Consider the following 22,824-nt stretch of genomic DNA (forward strand, 5'->3'; position numbering starts at 1 on the left):
ATGAGTGGTGCCAAGGTCGCGTCCATGGCCCTCACCGACGCACAGCTCGGTGTCTGGTTCGCCCAGGCCAGGGACCCGCACAGCACGGCGTTCAACACCGGCGAGTACGTCGATCTGACGGGCCCGCTGGACGCCGGGCGGTTCACCGCGGCCGTGCGCGCCGCGGTCGAGGCCACCGAGGCCCTGCGGCTGCGCTTCCACACCCGCGCCGACGGCGAGGTCCGCCAGCGGGTCGTCCCCGCGGACGAGCTGGCCTGGGAGCTGCGCCACGTCGACGTCAGCGCCGAACCCGACCCGGAGGCCGCCGCCGACGGCCTGATCCGCCGGCAGCTGGCCGCCCCGACGGCGGTCGACGGCGAAGGACCGCTCTTCGACCAGGTCCTGTTCACCCTCGGCCCCGGCCGCCACCGCTGGTTCCAGCAGGTCCACCACCTGCTGCTCGACGGCTACGGGCTGCGCCTGGTGGCCCGGCGCGTCGCCGACGCGTACAACGGCGCGGGCACGCCGGCCGAGGCGGACGACCTTGCCGCCCTGGTCGAGGCCGAGAGCGCCTACCGCGCGTCGCGCGGCCACGCCCGCGACCGCGCGTACTGGCTCACCTCCTGGGCGGACCGCCCGGAGGCACCCACCCTGAGCACCGGCACCGGCACCGGCACCGGACTCGGCACCGGCCCCGGCGTCCGCGACGACGCCCCGGCGGCCGCCGAAGGCGGTGCCGCGCCGCTGCGCCGCACGGTGTTCCTGCCGGCGGCCGTCCGGGAGGGCCTGGACGCGCTCGCCCGCACCGCGCAGACCGGCTGGCAGGTGGCCGCGCTGGCCGCCGTCGCCCTCTACGCCCGGCGCCTGACCGGCGCCGGGGAGGCCGTGCTGGGGCTCCCGGTCACCAACCGGCGCTCCGGCACGGCCCGCCGCACCCCCGCCATGCTCGCCAACGTGCCGCCGCTGCGGGTGCCCGCCCGGCCCGGCACCGACCTCACCGGCCTGGTCGCCGAGGTCCGCGACCGGGTCGCCGAGGTGCTGCGCCACCAGGGCTACCCGTACGCCGAACTCCGCCGCGAACTGGGGCTGCTGGCGCAGGACCGCCCCCTGCACTCGATCGTCGCCAACATCATGCCGTTCGACCACGGCCTGGACTTCGAAGGCACCGAGGCGCAGGTCCACCCGGTGTCGACCGGCCCCGTCGAGGACCTCAAGTTCTCGGTGTACGAGCGCCCCGGCGGCGCCGGACTGCGGATCGACGTCGAAGCCGACGCCCTGCGCCACCGCGAGGAGGAGGTCGCCGCCCACCTGGCCCGCCTCACCGCCCTGCTGGAGTCCTTCGCCACCGCCGACCCGGCGCTGCCCAGCGGCCGACTGGACGTCCTCGCCCCGGGCGAGCACCCGCAGGCCGCCCCGCAGGCCGCCCCGCAGGCCGCCGCGCAGGCCGCCCCCGCGCAGGCCGCCTCCGAGCTGTCCGCCTCCGAGCTGTCCGCCGCCGAGCCGGCCGTCCCGGACCGTCCCGCCGTGCTGCCCGCCCTGTTCGAGGCGCAGGCCGCCCGCACCCCGGAGGCCGTCGCCGTCGTCGACGGCGACCGGCAGCTCACCTACCGCGAACTCGACGCCAGGGCCAACCGCCTCGCCCACCTGCTCACGGCCCGAGGCGCCGGCCCCGAGCGGACCGTCGCCCTCGCCCTGCCGCGCTCCGCCGACCTGGTCGTCGCCCTGCTCGCGGTGGTCAAGACCGGCGCCGCCTACCTGCCGCTGGACCCGGACTACCCGGCCGAGCGGCTGGCGTACATGCTGGCCGACGCCGGCCCGTCCGTGATCGTCGCGACGGCCGCCGCCCCGGTCACCGCCCCCGACGGCACGGCCCTGGTCCTCCTCGACGACGAGCCGCAGGCCGGCCTGCCGGACACCGCCCCGCGCACGGAGCACGACCCCCGCCACCCCGCGTACGTCATCTACACCTCCGGCTCCACCGGCCGGCCCAAGGGCGTGGTCGTCACCCACCACAACGTGGTGCGGCTGTTCACCGCCGCGCAGCGGCACTTCGGCTTCGGCCCGGCGGACGTGTGGACGCTGTTCCACTCCTACGCCTTCGACTTCTCCGTGTGGGAGATCTGGGGCCCGCTGCTGCACGGCGGCCGCCTGGTCGTCGTCCCGTACTCCGTCAGCCGTTCCCCCGGGGCCTTCCTCGACCTGCTGGCCGAGCAGCGGGTCACCGTGCTCAACCAGACGCCGTCCGCCTTCCACCAGCTGATCGAGGCCGACCGGGAGCGGCCGCGGCCCACCGCCCTGCCCGCCCTGCGGCACGTCGTCTTCGGCGGCGAGGCCCTGGACGCGTCCCGGCTCGGCGGCTGGTACGAGCGCCACGGCCACACCGCGGTGCTGTCCAACATGTACGGGATCACCGAGACCACCGTGCACGTCACCCACACCGCCCTCGACGGACCGGACGGCGCCCCCGGCGCCGTCGGCGCACCCCTCGCGGACCTCCGCGCCCACGTGCTGGACGGCGCGCTGCGCCCCGTACCGCCGGGCGTCACCGGCGAGCTGTACGTCGCGGGTCCCGGCCTCGCCCGCGGCTACCTCGGCCGCCCCGCCCTCACCGCCGAGCGGTTCGTCGCCGACCCCTTCGCGCCCGCCGACGACACCGGCGCACGCATGTACCGCACCGGCGACCTGGTCCGCCGCCGCGCCGACGGCACCCTGGAGTACGTCGGCCGCGGCGACCACCAGGTGAAGATCCGCGGGTTCCGCATCGAACTCGGCGAGATCGAGGCGGCGCTCGCCGCACTGCCCTCGGTGGCCCACGCCGCGGTGACCGTCCGCGAGGACACCCCGGGCGACCGGCGGCTCGCGGCGTACGCCGTCCCGGCCGACGGCGTACCGGCCGACCCGGCCGCCTGGCGCCGCGAGCTCGCCGCCGTACTGCCCGCCCACCAGCTGCCGGCCTCGTTCACCCCGCTCGACGCGATTCCGCTCACCGTCAACGGCAAGCTCGACCGCGCCGCCCTGCCCGCCCCGGCCGCCGCCGCGGCGGAAGGCGTGCAGGGAGCTGCCGCCGGGCCGCTGGAGGAACTGCTGTGCGGCCTGTTCGCACGCGTCCTGGGCGTGCCCGAGGTCGGACCGGGCAACGACTTCTTCGCCCTCGGCGGGCACTCGCTGATCGCCAACCGGCTGCTCTCCGCCGCCCGCAGCGAACTCGGCGTCGAGCTGACCATCCAGGACCTCTTCGACCGGCCCACCCCCGCCGGACTCGCCCGGCTCGCCCGGGGCGCCGCCACCGCCCGCCCGCGGCTGCGGCCCGTCGGCGACCCGGACGGACCGGCCGTCCTCTCGCCCGCCCAGCAGCGCATGTGGGTGATCCGCGAGGTCGAGGGCCGCGCCCCGACGTACAACATGCCGCTGGCGCTGCGGCTCACCGGCACCCTGGACCGCGCCGCGCTGCACGCCGCCCTCGGCGACCTGATCGGCCGCCACGACACCCTGCGCACCGTCTGCCCGGCCGGACCGGACGGCCCGCTGCCCCGGGTGCTGCCGCTCGACGAGGTCCCGCCGTGGCTGTCCGAGACCGAGGTGGCCGAGCCGGAGCTGGCGCAGGCCCTCACCGCGGCCGCCCGCGAACCGTTCGACCTCGACACGCAGATCCCGCTGCGCGCCCACCTGTTCACCCTGGCCCCCCACGAGCACGTCCTGCTGCTGGTGCTGCACCACATCGCCGGGGACGGCTGGTCGCTGCGCCCGCTCTTCGGCGACCTCGCCGCCGCCTACGACGCCCGCTCCACGGGCACCGCACCCCGCCGGGAGCCGCTGCCCGTCACCTACCGGGACTTCGCGCTCTGGCAGCGCGAACTGCTCGGCGACGAGAGCGACCCGGCCTCCCTCGGCGCCCGCCAGCTCGACCACTGGAACAGCGCGCTCGCCGGGCTGCCCGACCAGCTCCAGCTCCCCTACGACCGCCCCCGCCCGCCGGTCGCCCGGCACCGCGGCGGCTCGGTGCCGCTGATCGTCGACCCGGGCCTGCACGCGCAGCTCGACCGGCTCGCCCGCACCGGCGGCGCCACCGTCCACATGGTCCTCCAGGCCGCCCTGGCCGCACTGCTCACCCGGCTCGGCGCCGGCACCGACGTCCCGATCGGCTGCCCGACCGCCGGCCGGGACGAGGAGGCCCTCGACGGGCTCGTCGGCTTCTTCGTCAACCCCGTCGTGGTCCGCGCCGACACCTCCGGAGACCCCGCCTTCGCCGAACTCCTCACCCGCGTACGCACCACCGCGCTGGCCGCCTACACCCACCAGGACGTGCCCTTCGACCGCGTGGTGGAACGCCTCCAGCCCGCCCGCTCCGCCGCCCGGCACCCGCTGTTCCAGGTGGTGCTCTCGTACCAGGAGTCCGAGGCCCGGCCGCGGCTGGCCGGACTCGCCGTGCACCGCGAACCGGTCGACTTCGGCGTGGCCAAGTTCGACCTCACCTTCAACCTGGTCGAGCACCGCGACGACGCGGGCGCCCCCGACGGCATCCACGGCGACCTCGAATTCGACCTCGACCTGTTCGACCCCGCGACCGCGCAGGCCGTCGCCCGCCGGCTGCTGGCCCTGCTGCAGGCCGCGGCCGCCGGCCCCGAACTGCCGATCAGCCGGTTCGACCTGGTCGACGACGCCGAGCGGGACCAGCTGCGCCGCTGGAACGACACCGCCGCCCCCGTCCCGGACACCGGCCTCGCCGAGCTGTTCACCGCCCAGGCGCGCCGCACCCCCGACGCGACGGCCGTCGTGGCCGGCGGCACCGAGCTGACCTACGCCCAGCTGGACGCCCGGGCCGGCGCCCTCGCCGCCCGGCTGACCGCCCTCGGCATCGGCCCGGAGAGCCCCGTCGCCGTACTCCAGGAACGCTCCGCGGACCTGGTCGTGTCCCTGCTGGCCGTACTGCGGGCCGGCGGCTTCTACGTCCCGCTCAACCACCGCAACCCGGCCTCCCGGATGAGCCAGATCATGACCATGGCCGGGGCCCGCGTCCTGCTGACCGACCGGGCCGCGCACACGGGGCACCGCTGCCACGAGTGGGCCGGACAGGCCGAGGTGGTCGTCGTGGACGACCCCGCGACCGCGACCGCGGCGGCGCCCGCACCCGCGCCGGCGCCCGCCCCTGCGGCGGCCGTCCCGAGCCACCCCGACCGGCTGGCGTACGTGATGTACACCTCCGGCTCCACCGGCACGCCCAAGGGCGTCGCCATCACCCACCGCGACGTCGCCGTGCTCGCCGCCGACCGCTGCTGGCGCACCGGCAACCAGCAGCGGGTGCTGCTGCACTCCCCGTACTCGTTCGACACCTCCCAGTACGAGCTGTGGGTGCCGCTGCTGTCCGGCGGGACCGTCGTGGTCGCCCCGCCCGGGGACCTCGACAGCGCCGCCCTCCGCGAGGCCGTCACCCGCGGCCGGGTCACCGGCATGTGGCTCACCTCCGGGCTGTTCAACCTGCTCGCCGAGGAGAGCTCCGAATGCTTCCGCGGCGTGCGCGAGGTGTGGACCGGCGGCGACGTGGTGTCGCCCGCGGCCGTCACCCGGGTCCTGGCCGCCTCCCCGGACACGCTGGTCGTCGACGGCTACGGCCCGACCGAGACCACGACCTTCGCCACCCACCACTTCATGCGCGCCCCGTGGACCGAGGAGACCACCGTCCCGATCGGCAGCCCGCTCGACAACACCACCTGCCACGTCCTCGACGAGCGGCTGCGCCCGGTGCCGCCGGGAGTCACCGGCGAGCTCTACATCGGCGGCGCCCGCCTCGCCCGCGGCTACCTCGGCCGCCCCGACGCCACCGCCGAACGGTTCGTCGCCGACCCGTCCGGCACGCCCGGCGCCCGCATGTACCGCACCGGCGACCTGGTGCGCCGCCGCGCCGACGGCATCCTCGAATTCCTCGGCCGCGCCGACCACCAGGTCAAGGTCCGCGGCTTCCGCATCGAACTCGGCGAGATCGAGTCCGTCCTCGGCCGCCACCCCGCCGTCGCGCAGAGCGCCGTACTGGTGCGCGAGGACCGCCCCGGCGACAAGCGGGTCACCGCCTACGTGGTGCCGGCCGCCGCAGCCGCGGCCGACGCCGGCGAACTGCGCCGGCACGTCGCCGCGTCCCTGCCCGACTACATGGTCCCGGCCGCAGTCGTCCTGCTCGACCGGCTGCCGCTGACCCCCAACGGCAAACTCGACCGCCGACAGCTGCCCGTCCCCGAGTTCGCCCCCGCAGGCGACCACCGGGCCCCGGCCAACCCCCGCGAGGAACTGCTCGCCGGCCTGTTCGCCGACGTGCTCGGCCTGGAGCAGGTCGGCACCCACGACAGCTTCTTCGACCTCGGTGGCGACAGCATCATGGCGATCCAGCTGGTCGGCCGGGCCCGCCGGTCCGGCCTGCTGCTCTCGCCCGCCCAGGTCTTCGAACACAAGACCGTCGCCGCCCTGGCCGCCGTCGCGACCGCGACGGCCGACGCCGAGCCGGCCCCCGGCACCGCACCGGCGGACGACCAGGCCTGGGGCGACGTACCGCTCACCCCGGTCATGCACTGGCTGCGCGAACGCGGCGGCCCCGTCGAGGCGTTCAGCCAGTCCCTGCTCGTCCGGGTGCCGGCCGGGCTCGGCGAGCAGCACCTCGCCACCGCCCTGCGCACCCTCGCCGACCAGCACGACATGCTGCGCGCCGTCCTGTCCGCCGACCCGGACAGCGGCTGGCGGATGCGCATCGACCCGCCCGGCGGCGGCACCGCCGGCGCCTGGGCCCGCAGGGTCGACACCGCCGGCCACACCGACGAGGCCCTGCGCGCCCTGATCACCGCCGAGGCGGCCGCCGCCCGCAGCCGGCTCGACCCCTGGTCGGGCGTGATGGGACAGGCCGTCTGGTTCGACGCCGGCCCGGACCGGCCCGGACGCCTGCTGCTCACCCTCCACCACCTGGTGGTCGACGGCGTGTCCTGGCGCATCCTGCTGCCCGACCTGCAGGCCGCCTGGCAGGCCGCGACCGGGGACACCGCCCCGCGCCCGGCCCCCGCCGGGACCTCCTTCCGCAGCTGGGCCCGGCACCTGGCCGCCGAGGCCGCCCGCCCCGCCCGCACCGCCGAACTCGACCTGTGGACCAGCCGTCTGGCGGCGCCCGCCCTGCCGGTCACCGACCGGCCGCTCGACCCCGCCCGCGACACCGCCGCCACCGCACGCAGCCTCACCCTGACCCTCCCGGCGGCCGCCACCGAACCCCTGCTCACCACCGTGCCCGCCACGTTCCACGCCAAGGTCGACGACGTCCTGCTCACCGCCTTCGCGCTGGCCGTCGCCGACTGGCGGGCCCGCCGCGGCCTCGGCGACGCCCCGGCCGTCCTGCTCGACCTGGAGGGCCACGGCCGCGAACCGGGTGACAGCGGCGCCGACCTGTCCCGCACCGTCGGCTGGTTCACCAGCCTCTACCCCGTACGCCTCGACGTCGGCCCGCTCGACCGCCGCGACGCGCTGTCCGGCGGCCCCGCGGCCGGACAGGCCGTCAAGCGCGTCAAGGAACAGCTGCGGGCACTCCCCGACGGCGGCCTCGGCCACGGCCTCCTGCGCCACCTGAACGCCGGCACCGCGCCGCTCCTGGCCGCACTGCCGACGCCCGACCTCGGCTTCAACTACCTGGGCCGCTTCCAGGAGCCGGGCGGGCCGGCCGCCGAATGGACCGTCACCCCCGACGCCGAATCCCTCGGCGAGGGCACCGACCCCGGGCTGCCGATGGCCCACGGCGTCGAGGTGAACGCCCTCACCCTGGACGGCCCCGGCGGCCCCCGCCTGACCGCCACCTGGAGCTGGCCGAGCCACCTCCTGGACGAGGACTCCGTACGCGACCTCGGACAGGGCTGGTTCCGCGCCCTGGAAGCCCTGACCGCCCACGCCGAGCGCCCCGACGCCGGCGGGCACACCCCGTCCGACCTCTCCCTGGTCTCCCTGAACCAGGCCCAGATCGACCGACTCGAAGCCATGTGGAAGGTTGCCCGATGATGCACAACGGCCTCGCCGACGTCCTGCCGCTGTCGCCGCTTCAGGAGGGGCTCCTGTTCCAGGTCCAGTACGACCGGGACGGGGTGGACGTCTACAACGTCCAGATGGTCCTCGAACTGCGCGGCCCGCTCGACACGGACGGCCTGCGGGCCGCCGTCCAGGGCCTGCTGCGCCGCCACCCCAACCTGCGGGCCGGCTTCTGGCAGCAGGACATGGACCAGCCCGTCCAGTTCGTGCCGCACCACGTCGAACCGGAATGGCAGGAGCTCGACCTCACCGCCCTCGACCCGGCCGCCCGCGAGGACGCGCTCGCCCGGTTCGTCGCCGAGGACCGCGCCCGCCGCTTCGACCCCGCCAGGCCGCCGCTGCTGCGCCTGGGCCTGGCCGCGCTCGGCCCCGACCACCACACCCTCGTGCTGACCACCCACCACCTCCTGATGGACGGCTGGTCGATGCCGCTGATGGTGCGCGAGCTGTTCCAGCTGTACGAACGCGGCGGCGACGACCGCGGCATGCCCGCCGCACCGCCGTACCGCACCTACCTGGCCTGGCTGGCCGGACGCGACCAGGACGCCGCCCGCGAGGCGTGGCGCGGCTACCTGGCGGGCCTGGAAGCCCCGACCCTGGTCGGCAGGTCCGGCCGGTCCGGCCGGGACGGCAGGGACGGCAGGTCCGGCCGGGACACAGCCGCCTCGGGAGAGCTGCCCGGCCAGCTCTGGTACGAGCTGGACGCCCCCGCGTCGGCCGCGCTGGCCGCCGCCGCCCGCTCCCGCGGCCTGACCCTGAACACCGTCGTGCAGGGCGCCTGGGCGGTGCTGGTCGGCCACCTGCTGGGCCGCGACGACGTGGTCCTCGGCGCGACCATGGCCAACCGCCCGCCGGAGATCCCCGGCATCGAGTCCACCATCGGCATGTTCATCAACACCCTGCCGGTCCGCGTGGCACTGCGCCCCGCCGAGCCGTTCGCCGGCCTGCTCGCCCGGGTCCAGCGCGAGCAGGCCGCACTCATCGACCACCGGCACATGTCGCTCGCCGAGATCCAGCGGACCGCCGGCCACGGCGAACTCTTCGACTCCGCAGTCGTGTTCGAGAACTACCCGCTCGACCCGGCCGTCCTGCGCGCCGAGAGCCGCGGCCTGCGGCTGGCCGACTTCCAGGTCGGCGACGCCACCCACTTCGCCCTGACCCTGCTCGCCATCCCGGGCGAGCGGATCCGCTTCCGCCTCGACCACCGCGCCGACGTGCTGGACGCCGCCGGCGCCCGCACCCTGCTGGAGCGGCTGGAGCAGCTCCTCGCCGGCTTCGCCGCCGACCCCGACCGCCCGGTGGGCAGGCTCGAACTGCTCTCCGCCGCCGAGCACCACCAGGTCGTCGAGGGCTGGAACGCGACCGGCCGCGCCGTGTCCGACCGCACCCTGCCCGAGCTGTTCGAGGAGCAGGCCGCCCGGACCCCGCAGGCCACCGCCCTCGCCTTCGAGGACCGCACCCTCGACTACGCCGACCTGAACAGCCGCGCCAACCGGCTCGCCCGCCGGCTGGCCGCCCGCGGCGCCGGACCGGAGCGGACCGTCGCGCTGCGCCTGCCCCGCTCCGTCGACCTGTACGTCGCCGTGCTGGCCGTGCTCAAGACCGGCGCCGCCTACCTGCCCATCGACCCCGAGTACCCGGCCGACCGGATCGCCGCCATGCTGGAGGACGCCCGTCCGGCCCTGGTCCTCACCGAGGACGACCTCGCCGAAGACCTCGCCCAGGACCTCTCCGGCCTCCCCGACGGCAACCTCACCGATGCCGAGCGGACGGCGCCGCTGACGCCGGCCCACCCCGCGTACGTCATCTACACCTCCGGCTCCACCGGCCGCCCCAAGGCCGTCGTCATGCCCGGCGCCGCCGTCGTCAACCTGCTCGCCTGGCACCGCCGGGAGATCCCCGCCGACGCCGGCACCACCGTCGCGCAGTTCTCCTCGCTCAGCTTCGACGTGGCCGCCCAGGAGATCCTCTCCGCCCTGCTGTACGGCGCCACCCTCGCCGTCCCCACCGACGCGGTACGCCGCGACGCCGCCGCGTTCGCCGCGTGGCTGGAGGAGTACCGGGTCAACGAGCTGTACGCGCCCAACCTGGTCATCGAGGCGCTCGCCGAGGCCGCCGCCGAGCACGGCCGCACCCTGCCCGACCTGCGGCACCTCGCCCAGGCCGGAGAGGCGCTCACCGCCGGCCCGCGCGTCCGCGACTTCTGCGCGGCCCTGCCCGGGCGGCGCCTGCACAACCACTACGGCCCGGCCGAGACCCACGTGATGACCGGTGTCGAACTCCCGGCCGATCCGGGTGGGTGGCCGGAGCCGGTGCCGATCGGCGGTCCGGTGGACAACGCCCGGCTGTACGTGCTGGACGGGTTCCTGCGTCCGGTGCCGCCGGGTGTGGTGGGCGAGCTGTACCTCGCCGGTGCGGGTGTCGCCCGCGGTTATCTGAACCGTCCGGGTCTGACCGCGGAGCGGTTCGTCGCCGACCCGTTCGGTGAGCCCGGGACCCGTATGTACCGCACGGGTGACCTGGCGCGGTGGAGTGCGTCGGGTGTGCTGGAGTTCGCCGGTCGTGCGGACCACCAGGTGAAGATCCGTGGGTTCCGGATCGAGCCGGGTGAGGTGGAGAGCGTGCTGGCGGGGCAGCCGGGGGTGGCCCGGGCTGCGGTGCTGGCGCGGGAGGACCGTCCGGGGGAGCGGCGGCTGGTGGCCTACCTGGTCGCGGCGCCGGGTGCGGTGCCGGATCCGGGTGTGCTGCGTGACGCGCTGGGGCGGGTGTTGCCGGCGTTCATGGTGCCGTCGTCGTTCGTGGTGCTGGACGCGTTGCCGTTGACGCCGAACGGGAAGCTGGACCGGGCGGCGCTGCCGGCGCCGGGCCGGTCTGCGGACGGGCAGGGTGTGCCGCGTACGCCGCAGCAGGAGATCCTGGCGTCGCTGTTCGCGGAGGTGCTGGGGCTGTCCAAGGTCGGCATCCACGAGGACTTCTTCGACCTGGGCGGGCACTCGCTGCTCGCGACGCGGCTGACCAGCCGGATCCGTACCGTCCTCGGAGCCGAGATCGCCGTCCGCGACCTGTTCGAGGCACCCACCGTCGCCGCCCTCGCCGAAACCCTGGACGAGGCCCGCGAGGTCCGCACCGCCCTGCGCGCCGCCGACCGCCCCGCACACGTCCCGCTGTCCTTCGCCCAGCGGCGCCTGTGGTTCCTCAACCGCCTGGAAGGACCCAACTCCACCTACAACATCCCGCTCGCCCTGCGCCTGCGCGGCGAACTGGACCAGCAGGCACTGCAGCAGGCCCTCACCGACCTGACGCACCGCCACGAGAGCCTGCGCACCGTCTACCCCAGCGCCGACGGCAGGCCCCACCAGCACGTCCTCGCACCGCACCAGGCCGAGCCCGGGCTCGCCGTCGTCCCCGCCGACGAGGCCGGACTCGCCGAGATGCTGGCCGAGGCCGCCCGCCACGAGTTCGACGTCACCGCCGAACCGCCCCTGCGCGCCACCCTGTTCACCCTCGCACCGGACGAGCACGTCCTGCTCCTGCTGCTGCACCACATCGCCGGCGACGGCTGGTCGCTCGCCCCCCTCACCCGCGACCTGACCCGCGCCTACGCCGCCCGCCGGGACGGCGCCGCCCCCGACTGGGAGCCCCTCCCGGTCCAGTACGCCGACTACACCCTCTGGCAGCAGGAGATGCTCGGCTCGCCGGACGACCCCGACAGCCTCGGCGCCCGCCAGCTCGACCACTGGGCCCGGGCCCTCGCCGGCGCCCCCGAGCAGCTGGAACTGCCCACCGACCACAGCCGCCCGGCCACCGCAGGCCACCACGGCCGCACCGTCCCCTTCCACCTCGGGCCCGACCTGCACGAGCGGCTCACCGCCCTGGCCCGGTCCTGCGACGCCAGCCTGTTCATGGTCCTGCACGCCGCGTTCGCCGCCCTGCTCACCAAGCACGGCGCCGGCACCGACATCCCGATCGGCAGCCCCATCGCCGGCCGCACCGACGAAGCCCTCGACGACCTCGTCGGGTTCTTCGTCAACACCCTGGTCCTGCGTACCGACACCTCCGGCGACCCGACCTTCCGCGAACTCGTGGCCCGCACCCGCGCCACCGACCTGGCCGCCTACGCCCACCAGGACCTGCCCTTCGAGAAACTCGTCGAGACCCTCAACCCGCAGCGCTCACTCGCCCGCAACCCGCTGTTCCAGGTGCTGCTGGCCTTCCAGAGCATGCCCACCGCACAGCCCGTCCTGCCCGGCCTCGACGTCGTCCACGAACCGGTCCGCGTCGGCTTCGCCAAGTTCGACCTGGCCCTGGCCGTGGCCGAGGAACGGCACGCCGACGGCCGCCGGTCGCTGCGCGGCGACTGGGAGTTCAGCACCGACCTGTTCGAGCAGGCCACCGTGGAGGCCCTCGGGGCCAGGCTCGCCGCCCTCCTGGAGTCGGTCGCCGCCGACCCCGACCAGCCGATCGGCCGCGTGGCCATCCTCGACCCCGCCGAACGCCACCGGATCCTCCACACCTGGAACGACACCGCCCGCCCCGGCGCCGACGCCACCTGGCCGGAGCTGTTCCAGGCCCGCGCCGCCGAGCACCCCGACGCCGTCGCCCTGGTCTGGGACGGCACGCAGACCCGCTACGCCGACCTGAACACCCGGGCCAACCGGCTCGCCCGGCTGCTCGCCGCACGGGGCATCGGCCCGGAGCAGGTGGTGGCCCTGGCCCTGCCCCGCTCCGCCGACCTGATCGTCTCGATCCTCGCCGTGCTGAAGACCGGCGCCGCCTACCTGCCGGTCGACCCCGCCTACCCGGCCGAGCGGATCGCCTACCTGCTCAAGGACGGCGCCCCCGCGCTCGTCCTCACCGACACCTCCGTCGCGGCCGGCCTGCCCGGCGGCGTACCGCAGCTGCCGGTCGACCAGGTCAGCCTCGACGGCGTCCCCGGCCACGACCTCACCGACGCCGAGCGCACCGCGCCCCTGCACCCGCTGCACCCCGCCTACGTCATCTACACCTCCGGCTCCACCGGCCTGCCCAAGGGCGTGCCCGTCCCGCACCGCAGCGTGGCGTCCGTCCTCGTCCCGCTGATCGAGGAGTTCGGCCTCGGCCCCGGCAGCAGGGTCCTGCAGTTCGCGTCGATCAGCTTCGATGCCGCCCTGTGGGAGATCACCCTCGCCCTGCTGTCCGGCTCCGCCCTCGTGGTCGCACCGGCCGAGCAGCTCCAGCCCGGCCCCGCCCTGGCCGAGCTCGTCGCCCGGACCGGCACCACCTTCCTCACCCTCCCGCCGACCGCCCTCGCGGTCCTCGCCGACGGCGCCCTGCCGCCCGGCGCGGACCTCGTCGTCGCCGGCGAGGCCACCTCCCCCGACCAGGTCGGACGCTGGTCCGCCGGCCGCCGGATGACCAACGCCTACGGGCCCACCGAGGCCGCGGTCTGCACCACCATCAGCGCCCCCCTCGCCGGCACCGTCGTACCGCCGATCGGCCGGCCCGTCCCCAACGCCCGCGTCTACGTCCTCGACGCACTGCTCCAGCCCGTACCGCCCGGCGTGGTCGGCGAGCTGTACCTGGCCGGCGGCGGCCTCGCCCGCGGCTACCGCAACCGGCCCGGCCTGACCGCGGAGCGGTTCGTCGCCGACCCGTTCGGCGCGCCCGGCACCCGCATGTACCGCACCGGCGACCTGGCGCGCCGGCGCGCCGACGGCGACTTGGAGTTCGCCGGCCGCACCGACCACCAGGTGAAGATCCGCGGCTTCCGCATCGAACCCGGCGAGGTCGAGGCCGCGCTCGCCGCCCACCCGGCGGTCGAACGCGCCGCCGTCATCGCCGCCCGGCACGAGGACGACCGCCGCCTCGTCGCCTACCTGGTCCCCGCCGAGGCCGACACCCCCGCCGACGGCCGCGACCCGGGCCGCGAGCAGAGCCAGCTCGACAGCTGGCAGGAGACCTACGACGAGCACTACGGCGAGCTGACCGGCACCTTCGGCGACGACTTCGCCGGCTGGAACAGCAGCTACACCAACACCGCCATCCCCACCGAGGAGATGGCCGACTGGCGGGGCGCCAGCGTGGACCGCATCCGCGCCCTGCGCCCGCGCCGCATCCTGGAGATCGGCTGCGGCTCGGGCCTGATCCTCGCCCCGCTGGCCGGCGAGTGCGAGGCGTACTGGGGCACCGACATCTCCCCGGCCGTGGTGGCCCGCCTGCGCGGCCAGGCCGACCGCATGCCCGAGCTCGCCGGGAAGGTCGAACTGCGGGCCCAGCCCGCACACGTCCTCGACGGCCTGCCCCGCGGGTTCTTCGACACCGTCGTGCTCAACTCCGTCGTGCAGTACTTCCCCAACGCCGACTACCTGGCGGACGTCCTCACCGGCGTCCTGGACCTCCTCGCCCCCGGCGGCTCCGTCTACGTCGGCGACGTCCGCAACCACCGGCTGCTGGACACCTTCCGCACCGCCGTCGAACTGCGCCGGGCCGGCGCCTTCGCCGACGACGGCGCCGTCCGCCGGGCCGTCGCCCAGAGCACCGCCGGCGAGCCGGAGCTGCTGCTCGACCCCGACTTCTTCACCGTGTTCGCCGCGGCCGCGCCCGCGGTCACCGGCGTCGGGCTGGAGGTCCGCCGCGGCCGCCACCACAACGAGATGAGCCGCCACCGCTACGACGTCGTGCTCCGCACCGGCACCCCCGCCGCCGCCCCCGCCGGCGCAGAGGAGACGCTCGACTGGGACGCCGACCGCACCGGCCCGGACGCCCTCGCCGCGCTGCTGGAGCAGCGCCGGCCCGCGCGCCTGCGCGTCGCCGCCGTCCCCAACCTCCGCCTCGCCCAGGAGAACCGCGCCCGCCTGGCCCTCCAGGACGACGGTGCCGCCGCCGCCCTCGCCCGGCTGGACGAGCCGGCCCCCGCCGGCCTCCCGGACCCCGAGGACTTCCACGCCCTCGGCGAACGGCTCGGCTACCGCACCGCCGTCACCTGGTCCGCAGGCCGCGACGGCGACCTCGACGTGGTGTTCACCCTGCCGGAGCCGCCGGAACTGCCGCAGCCGACGGAACTGGCGGAACTGCCGGAGACGGGCGAGGACGCCGCACCGTACCGCCCGACCGCCCCGGCCGGCACCCCGCTCGCCACCCTCGCCAACGACCCCGGCCGCGCCCACGGCGGCGACGAACTGGCCGCCGAGGTCCGGGCCCACGCCGAGCGGATGCTCCCCGCCCACATGGTCCCCGCCGCGTTCGTCGTCCTCGACGACCTGCCGCTCACCCCCAACGGCAAACTCGACCGCGCCGCGCTGCCCGCCCCCGACTGGGACGCCGACGCCGCCGGCCAGGCCCCGCGCAACCAGCGCGAGGAGATCCTCAGCACCCTGTTCGCCGAGGTCCTCGGCCTGCCCAAGGTCGGCATCGACCGGGACTTCTTCGCACTCGGCGGCCACTCGCTGCTCGCCACCCGGCTGCTCAGCCGGATCCGCGCCGTCCTCGGCACCGAACTGGCCGTACGCGACCTGTTCGAGGCGCCGACCGTCGCCGCCCTCGCCACCCTGCTCGGCAACGCCCAGGGCGTCCGCCCGCCGCTGCTCCCCCTGGAGCGGACCGGCCCGCTGCCGCTGTCCTTCGCCCAGTACCGGCTGTGGTTCCTGCACCGCCTGGAAGGACCGGGCGCGACCTACAACATCCCGATGAGCCTGCGGCTGACCGGCGAGCTCGACGCCGCCGCGCTCACCGAGGCGCTCGCCGACGTGACCGCCCGCCACGAGACCCTGCGCACCCTCTACCCGGAGACCGACGGCGTACCGCACCAGATGGTCCTCCCGCCCGGCGGGGCCCGCCCCGCCCTGCGCACGGTGGACACCACCGCCGCCGACGCGGACGCGCTGATGGCCGCCGAGGCCGGCCTCGGCTTCGACCTCGCCACCGAACTCCCGCTGCGCGCCACCCTGTACCGGCTGGCACCGGACGAGCACGTCCTGCTGCTGGTGCTGCACCACATCGCCGGCGACGGCTGGTCGTGGCGGCCCCTCGCCCGCGACCTGTCCACGGCCTACGCGGCCCGCGTCGAGGGCCGCGCCCCGGACCACGCGCCGCTGCCCGTCCAGTACGCGGACTACACCCTGTGGCAACGCGACCTGCTCGGCGACGAGAACGACCCCGACAGCCGGTACGCCCGCCAGCTCGACCACTGGACCGGCACACTGGCCGACCTGCCGGAGATGCTCGAACTCCCGCTGGACCACCCCCGCCCGGCCGTGATCAGCTACCGCGGCGACCAGGTCCCGTTCACCGTGCCCACCGCACTGCACCGGCGGCTGCTCGCCCTCGCCGCCGACACCCGCGCCAGCCTGTTCATGGTGCTCCAGGCCGCCTTCGCCGAGCTGCTCACCAAGCACGGCGCGGGCACCGACATCCCGATCGGCAGCCCCATCGCCGGCCGCACCGACGAAGCCCTCGACGACCTGGTCGGGTTCTTCGTCAACACCCTCGTCCTGCGCACCGACACCTCCGGCGACCCGACCTTCCGCGAACTCGTGGAACGGGTCCGGGAGGGCGACCTGGCCGCCTACGCCCACCAGGACCTGCCCTTCGAGAAGCTCGTCGAACGGCTCCGCCCGGAGCGCTCCCTCGCCCGCCACCCGCTGTTCCAGGTCATGCTGGCCTTCCTCAGCGACGGCGAGGCCCGGCTCGACCTGCCCGGACTGCGCGCGACGCCGGCACCGGTCGGCGTCGGCATCGCCAAGTTCGACCTGCACCTGAGCATGGTCGAGCACCGCGGCGCCGACGGCGGCCCCGCCGGGATCGACGCGGCCCTCGAATTCAGCACCGACCTCTTCGAGCGGTCCACCGCCGAGGCCGTCACCCGGCGCCTGCTGCACCTGCTGGAGCAGGTCACCGCCGACCCGGACCGCCCGCTGAGCGGCATCGACATCCTCGACCCGGCCGAGCGGCACCGCCTGCTGACGGACTGGAACACGACGAACGGAGCGCACAGCGATGAGTGCATACCGGCGCTGCTTGAGCGTCAGGTGGCGCATACGCCGGATGATGTGGCACTGGTGCACGAGGGTGATCGGCTGACCTACGCCGACCTGAACGCCCGCGCCAACCGCCTGGCCCGCCGCCTGGTCGCCCGCGGCGCCGGACCGGAGCAGATCGTCGCCCTGGCCCTGCCCCGCTCCGTCGACCTGGTCGTCGCACTGCTCGCCGTCCTCAAGACCGGCGCCGCCTACCTGCCCGTGGACACCGAGTACCCCGCCGCGCGGATCACCCAGATGCTGGGCGACGCGGAACCGGTGTGCATCGTCACCGTGCCCGGAGCCTGCGACGGACTGCCCGACGGACTCGACCGCCTAGACCCGTCCGACGGCACCGGACCGTCCGCCGGCCTCCCGGCCGGCAACCTCACCGATGCGGAGCGGACGGCGCCGCTGACCCCGGCGCACCCCGCGTACGTCATCTACACCTCCGGCTCCACCGGCCGCCCCAAGGCCGTCGTCATGCCCCACGCGGGCCTGGCCAACCTGCTGACCTGGCACACCGCCCGCTTCCCGGGCGGACCGGGCGTGCGCACCGCCCAGTACACCGCCATCGGCTTCGACTTCTCCGTCCAGGAGATCCTCTCGCCGCTGGTCATGGGCAAGACCCTGGTCGTCCCGACGGACGCCGTCCGCCGCGACGCCGACGCGCTCGCCGCCTGGCTGGAGGAGCACCGGGTCAACGAGCTGTTCGCACCCAACCTGGTCATCGAGGCCCTCGCCGACGCCGCCGCCCGCCGCGGCAGCACCCTGCCCGACCTCACCGACATCCTCCAGGGCGGCGAGGCCCTCACCGCCGGCGAACAGGTCCGCGAGCTGTACCGGACGCTCCCCGGCCGACGCATGCACAACGTCTACGGACCCGCCGAGACCCACGCCGTCACCACCCACACCCTCCCGGCCGATCCGGGTGGGTGGCCGGAGCCGGTGCCGATCGGCGGTCCGGTGGACAACGCCCGGCTGTACGTGCTGGACGGGTTCCTGCGTCCGGTGCCGCCGGGTGTGGTGGGCGAGCTGTACCTCGCCGGTGCGGGTGTCGCCCGCGGTTATCTGAACCGTCCGGGTCTGACCGCGGAGCGGTTCGTCGCCGACCCGTTCGGTGAGCCCGGGACCCGTATGTACCGCACGGGTGACCTGGCGCGGTGGAGTGCGTCGGGTGTGCTGGAGTTCGCCGGTCGTGCGGACCACCAGGTGAAGATCCGTGGTTTCCGGATCGAGCCGGGTGAGGTGGAGAGCGTGCTGGCGGGGCAGCCGGGGGTGGCCCGGGCTGCGGTGCTGGCGCGGGAGGACCGTCCGGGGGAGCGGCGGCTGGTGGCCTACCTGGTCGCGGTGCCGGGTGCGGTGCCGGATCCGGGTGTGCTGCGTGACGCGCTGGGGCGGGTGTTGCCGGCGTTCATGGTGCCGTCGTCGTTCGTGGTGCTGGACGCGTTGCCGTTGACGCCGAACGGGAAGCTGGACCGGGCGGCGCTGCCGGCGCCGGGCCGGTCTGCGGACGGGCAGGGTGTGCCGCGTACGCCGCAGCAGGAGATCCTGGCGTCGCTGTTCGCGGAGGTGCTGGGGCTGTCCAAGGTCGGCATCCACGAGGACTTCTTCGACCTGGGCGGGCACTCGCTGCTCGCGACGCGGCTGACCAGCCGGATCCGTACCGTCCTCGGAGCCGAGATCGCCGTCCGCGACCTGTTCGAGGCACCCACCGTCGCCGCCCTCGCCGACATCCTCCAGCGGGACGACCGCGGCCGGCGCCCCGCCCCCCGCGCCGCCGACCGCCCCGCACACGTCCCGCTGTCCTTCGGACAGAACCGGCTCTGGTTCCTCAACCGGCTCGGCGGCCCCGACCCCAGCTACAACCTCCCGGTCGCGGTCCGCCTCACCGGCCCGCTCGACGAGGCCGCCCTCGGCGCCGCCCTCGCCGACGTCACCGCCCGCCACGAGAGCCTGCGCACCGTCTTCCCCGACCACGACGGCACGCCCCACCAGCAGGTCCTCACCGGGGACGACGCCCGCCCCGCCCTCGCGGTACGGGCCACCACCCCGCAGGACCTCCCCGGCGACCTCGCCGCCGCGGCACGGTACGGCTTCGACCTCACCCGTGAACTGCCGCTGCGCGCCACCCTGTTCACCCTCGCACCGGACGAGCACGTCCTGCTCCTGCTGCTGCACCACATCGCCGGCGACGGCTGGTCACTCGCCCCGCTGGGCCGCGACCTGACCCGCGCCTACCAGGCCCGGCTCGACGGCGCCGCACCCGACTGGGAGCCGCTCGCCCTCCAGTACGCGGACTACGCACTGTGGCAGCGCGAACTGCTCGGCGACGAGGACGCCCCGGACAGCCTGCTGCACCGCCAGCGCGCCCACTGGCAGCAGGCCCTGGCCGGGCTGCCGGAACAGCTCGACCTGCCCGCCGACCGGCCCCGCCCGGCCGTCGCCGGCAACCGGGGCGAGGCCATCCTGCGGACCCTCCCCGCCGAACTCCACCGGGACCTGCTGGCCCTGGCCCGGGAGAACGGCGCGAGCCTGTTCATGGTGCTCCAGGCCGGCCTCGCCGCCCTGCTCACCCGCGTCGGCGCCGGCACCGACATCCCGATCGGCACCCCGGTCGCCGGCCGCACCGACGACGCGCTCGACGACCTCGTCGGACTGTTCATCAACACCCTGGTCCTGCGCACCGACACCTCCGGCGACCCGACCTTCCGCGCCCTGCTCGGCCGCGCCCGCGAGACGGCCCTGGCCGCCTACGCACACCAGGACCTGCCCTTCGAACGGCTCGTGGAGGCCGTCCGCCCGGAGCGGTCGCTCGCCCACCACCCCCTGTTCCAGGTCCTCCTCGCGCTCCAGAACACCCCGGAGGGCGGCCTGTCCCTCCCCGGCGTGACCGTCCGCCCCGAGATGGTCGACCTCGGCGCCGCCAAGTTCGACCTCACCTTCAACCTGGTCGAACGGCACGCCGAGGACGGCACCCCCGGCGGCATCGACGCCATGCTGGAGTACCGCACCGACCTGTTCGACCCGGCCACCGCCGAGGCACTCGCCGACCGCCTGGTACGGCTGCTGGCGCACGCCGCCGCCGAACCGGACCGGCCGATCGGCCTCCTGCCGATCCTCGACGACGCCGAACACGAGCGCGCCGTGACCGGCTGGAACGCCACCGCCCACCGGCCGGCCCGCTCCGCGGCCACCCTGACCGGCCTCTTCGCCGAGCAGGCCGCCCGCACCCCGGACGCCGTCGCCGTGGCCGCCGGCCCCGAGCGGCTGACGTACCGCGAACTCGACACCCGGGCCAACCGGCTCGCGCACCGGCTGATCGCCGAGGGCGTCCGCCCGGAAACCCCGGTGGCCGTCCTCCAGGAACGCTCCGCCGACCTGGTGGTCTCCACCCTCGCGGTGCTCAAGGCCGGCGGCGTCTACGTCCCCCTGCACACCGGACACCCCGCCGAGCGGATGCGCCAGGTGATCGCCCAGACCGGCGCCCCCCTGCTGCTCACCGACCGCGCCTCGCTGGACCGCCTGCCCGACCCGGGCACCCGCGGCCTCGTCGTCGACGCGGAGCCCGCGGATGCCGCGGAGACCACGCAGACCGCGGACACCGCCGGTGCCTGGCCCGGCCACGACCCCGGTGTCGCGGCCGCGCCCGACCGGCTCGCCTACGTGATGTTCACCTCCGGCTCCACCGGCGTCCCCAAGGGCATCGGCATCACCCACGGCGACGCCGTCGACCTCGCGCTGGACCGCTGCTGGGAGCCCGGCCCGGACGCGCGGGTCCTGATGCACTCCCCGTACGCGTTCGACATCTCCACCTACGAACTGTGGAGCCCGCTGCTGTCCGGCGGCCGGATCGTCGTCGCCCCGCCCGGCAACCTGGACGCGGCCGTGCTGCGCCGGGTCGTCGCCGACGAGGGCGTCACCTCCCTGCTCCTGACGGCCGGCCTCTTCGGGGTCGTCGCCGACGAGGCGCCGGACGCCTTCGCCGGCGTCCCCCAGGTGTGGACCGGCGGCGACGTCGTACCGCCGACCGCCGTGCGCCGCGTCCTGCAGCACTGCCCGGGCACCGTGGTCAAGGTGCTCTACGGCCCGACCGAGACCACCCTCGGCTGCACCTGGCACGCGTTCACCGACGCCGGCCGGGTCCCGGACCTCGTGCCGATCGGCCGCCCCCTGGACAACACCCGCGCCTACGTCCTGGACGCCCGCCTCCAGCCCGTGCCCCCCGGCGTCCCCGGCGAGCTGTACATCGCCGGCGCCGGCCTCGCCCGCGGCTACTGGGCAGAGCCCGGACGCACCGCGGAGCGGTTCGTCGCCGACCCGTTCGCCGACCGCTTCGACGACACGGGCTCCCGGATGTACCGCACCGGCGACCTGGCGCGCCACACCGCCGACGGCGTGATCGAGTTCCTCGGCCGCTCCGACGACCAGGTGAAGATCCGCGGCTTCCGGATCGAGCCCGGCGAGGTGGAGAGCGCCCTCGCGCTGGACCCGGAGGTCGCCCGGGCCGCCGTCGTCACCCGCGCCGACCGCTCCGGCAGCACCGCCCTGGTGGCGTACGTCCTGCCGGCCGACCCCGCCCACGCACCCGACCCGGCCCGGCTCCGCGCGGACCTGGAGGCCGTGCTCCCCGACTACATGGTCCCGTCCGCGTTCGTCGTGCTGGACACCCTCCCGCTGACCCCCAACGGAAAGCTCGACCGGGACGCCCTGCCCGCACCGCAGTGGGCCGGCCCCGGCACCGGGCGGCTGCCCCGCGACCCCCGCGAGGAACTGCTCTGCGGCCTCTTCGCGGAGGTACTCGGCCTCGAACGGGTCGGCATCGACGACGGCTTCTTCGAACTGGGCGGCCACTCCATGCTGGCGACCCGGCTGATGGGCCGCATCAACACCGTCCTCGGCACCGAGCTGACCGTACGCACCCTCTTCGAGGCCCCGACCGTGGCGGCGCTCGCCGCCCGCACCGACGGCCCGCAGACCACGGCCGACCCCCTGGGCGTCATCCTCCCCCTGCGGGCCGAGGGCACCCGGCCGCCGCTGTTCTGCCTGCACCCCGCCGGCGGATTCGGCTGGACCTACTCCGGCCTGCTGCGCCACCTCGACCGCGACCAGCCCGTGTACGCCGTCCAGGCCAGGGGACTTGCCCAGGACGAACCGCTCCCGCCGACCTTCGACGAGATGGCGCAGGACTACGCGGAACAGATCCGCAAGACCGCCCCGAACGGCCCCTACCAGCTGCTCGGCTGGTCCTTCGGCGGACTCCTCGCACACGCCGTCGCCTCGCGGCTGGAGGCCGAGGGCGCCGAGGTGACCCTGCTCGCCGTCCTCGACGGCTACCCCGGCTCCTACGGCTCCGGCGAGCACCAGGTCGGCGAACAGGACGTCATGGCCATCCTGCTGAACGCCGCCCAGGTCGACCGGACCGCCCTCGGCGACGGCCCCCTCAGCCGCCCGGAGGTCATGGCACTGCTGCGCGAGTCCGGCAGCGCCCTCGCCGGCCTGGACGAGGACGCCATCACCCGCATGGTCGCCGTCTTCCTCAACAACACCCGCCTCCTGGAGGGCTTCGTGCCCGGCCGCTTCGGCGGCGACCTGGAATTCTTCGCGGCCACCCGCGACCGCACCGACCCGACGCTGACGGCCGCCCTCTGGCAGCCGCACATCGGCGGCCTCATCGAGGAGCACCGCCTGGACACCGACCACGCCGGACTCGCCCGGCCCGACGCCCTCGCCGTGATCGGCCGCACCCTCGCCGCCCGGACGCCCAGGCCGACGGCCGCGACGGCCGCGACGGCCCGATGAGCCCCGC

General features: G+C 75.5%; 2 protein-coding genes. Both read left to right on the forward strand.

The genetic code is table 11. The annotated features are described in order from the left end of the window. Positions 1 to 7,995, forward strand: coding sequence for an amino acid adenylation domain-containing protein (locus ACIQUT_RS23770; protein WP_403565431.1), 7,995 nt, complete (start codon positions 1 to 3; stop codon positions 7,993 to 7,995). Continuing rightward, a complete protein-coding gene (locus ACIQUT_RS23775) occupies positions 7,992 to 22,817 on the forward strand; it encodes an amino acid adenylation domain-containing protein (RefSeq protein ID WP_403565433.1) in 14,826 nt (4,941 codons plus the stop codon). Before ACIQUT_RS23770 ends, ACIQUT_RS23775 begins: the two co-directional genes overlap by 4 nt. Positions 22,818 to 22,824 lie beyond the last annotated feature (7 nt).

Origin of the sequence: Streptomyces sp. NPDC090445, from assembly GCF_044769385.1 — a bacterium.
In the GTDB taxonomy this organism is placed as follows: Bacteria; Actinomycetota; Actinomycetes; order Streptomycetales; family Streptomycetaceae; genus Streptomyces.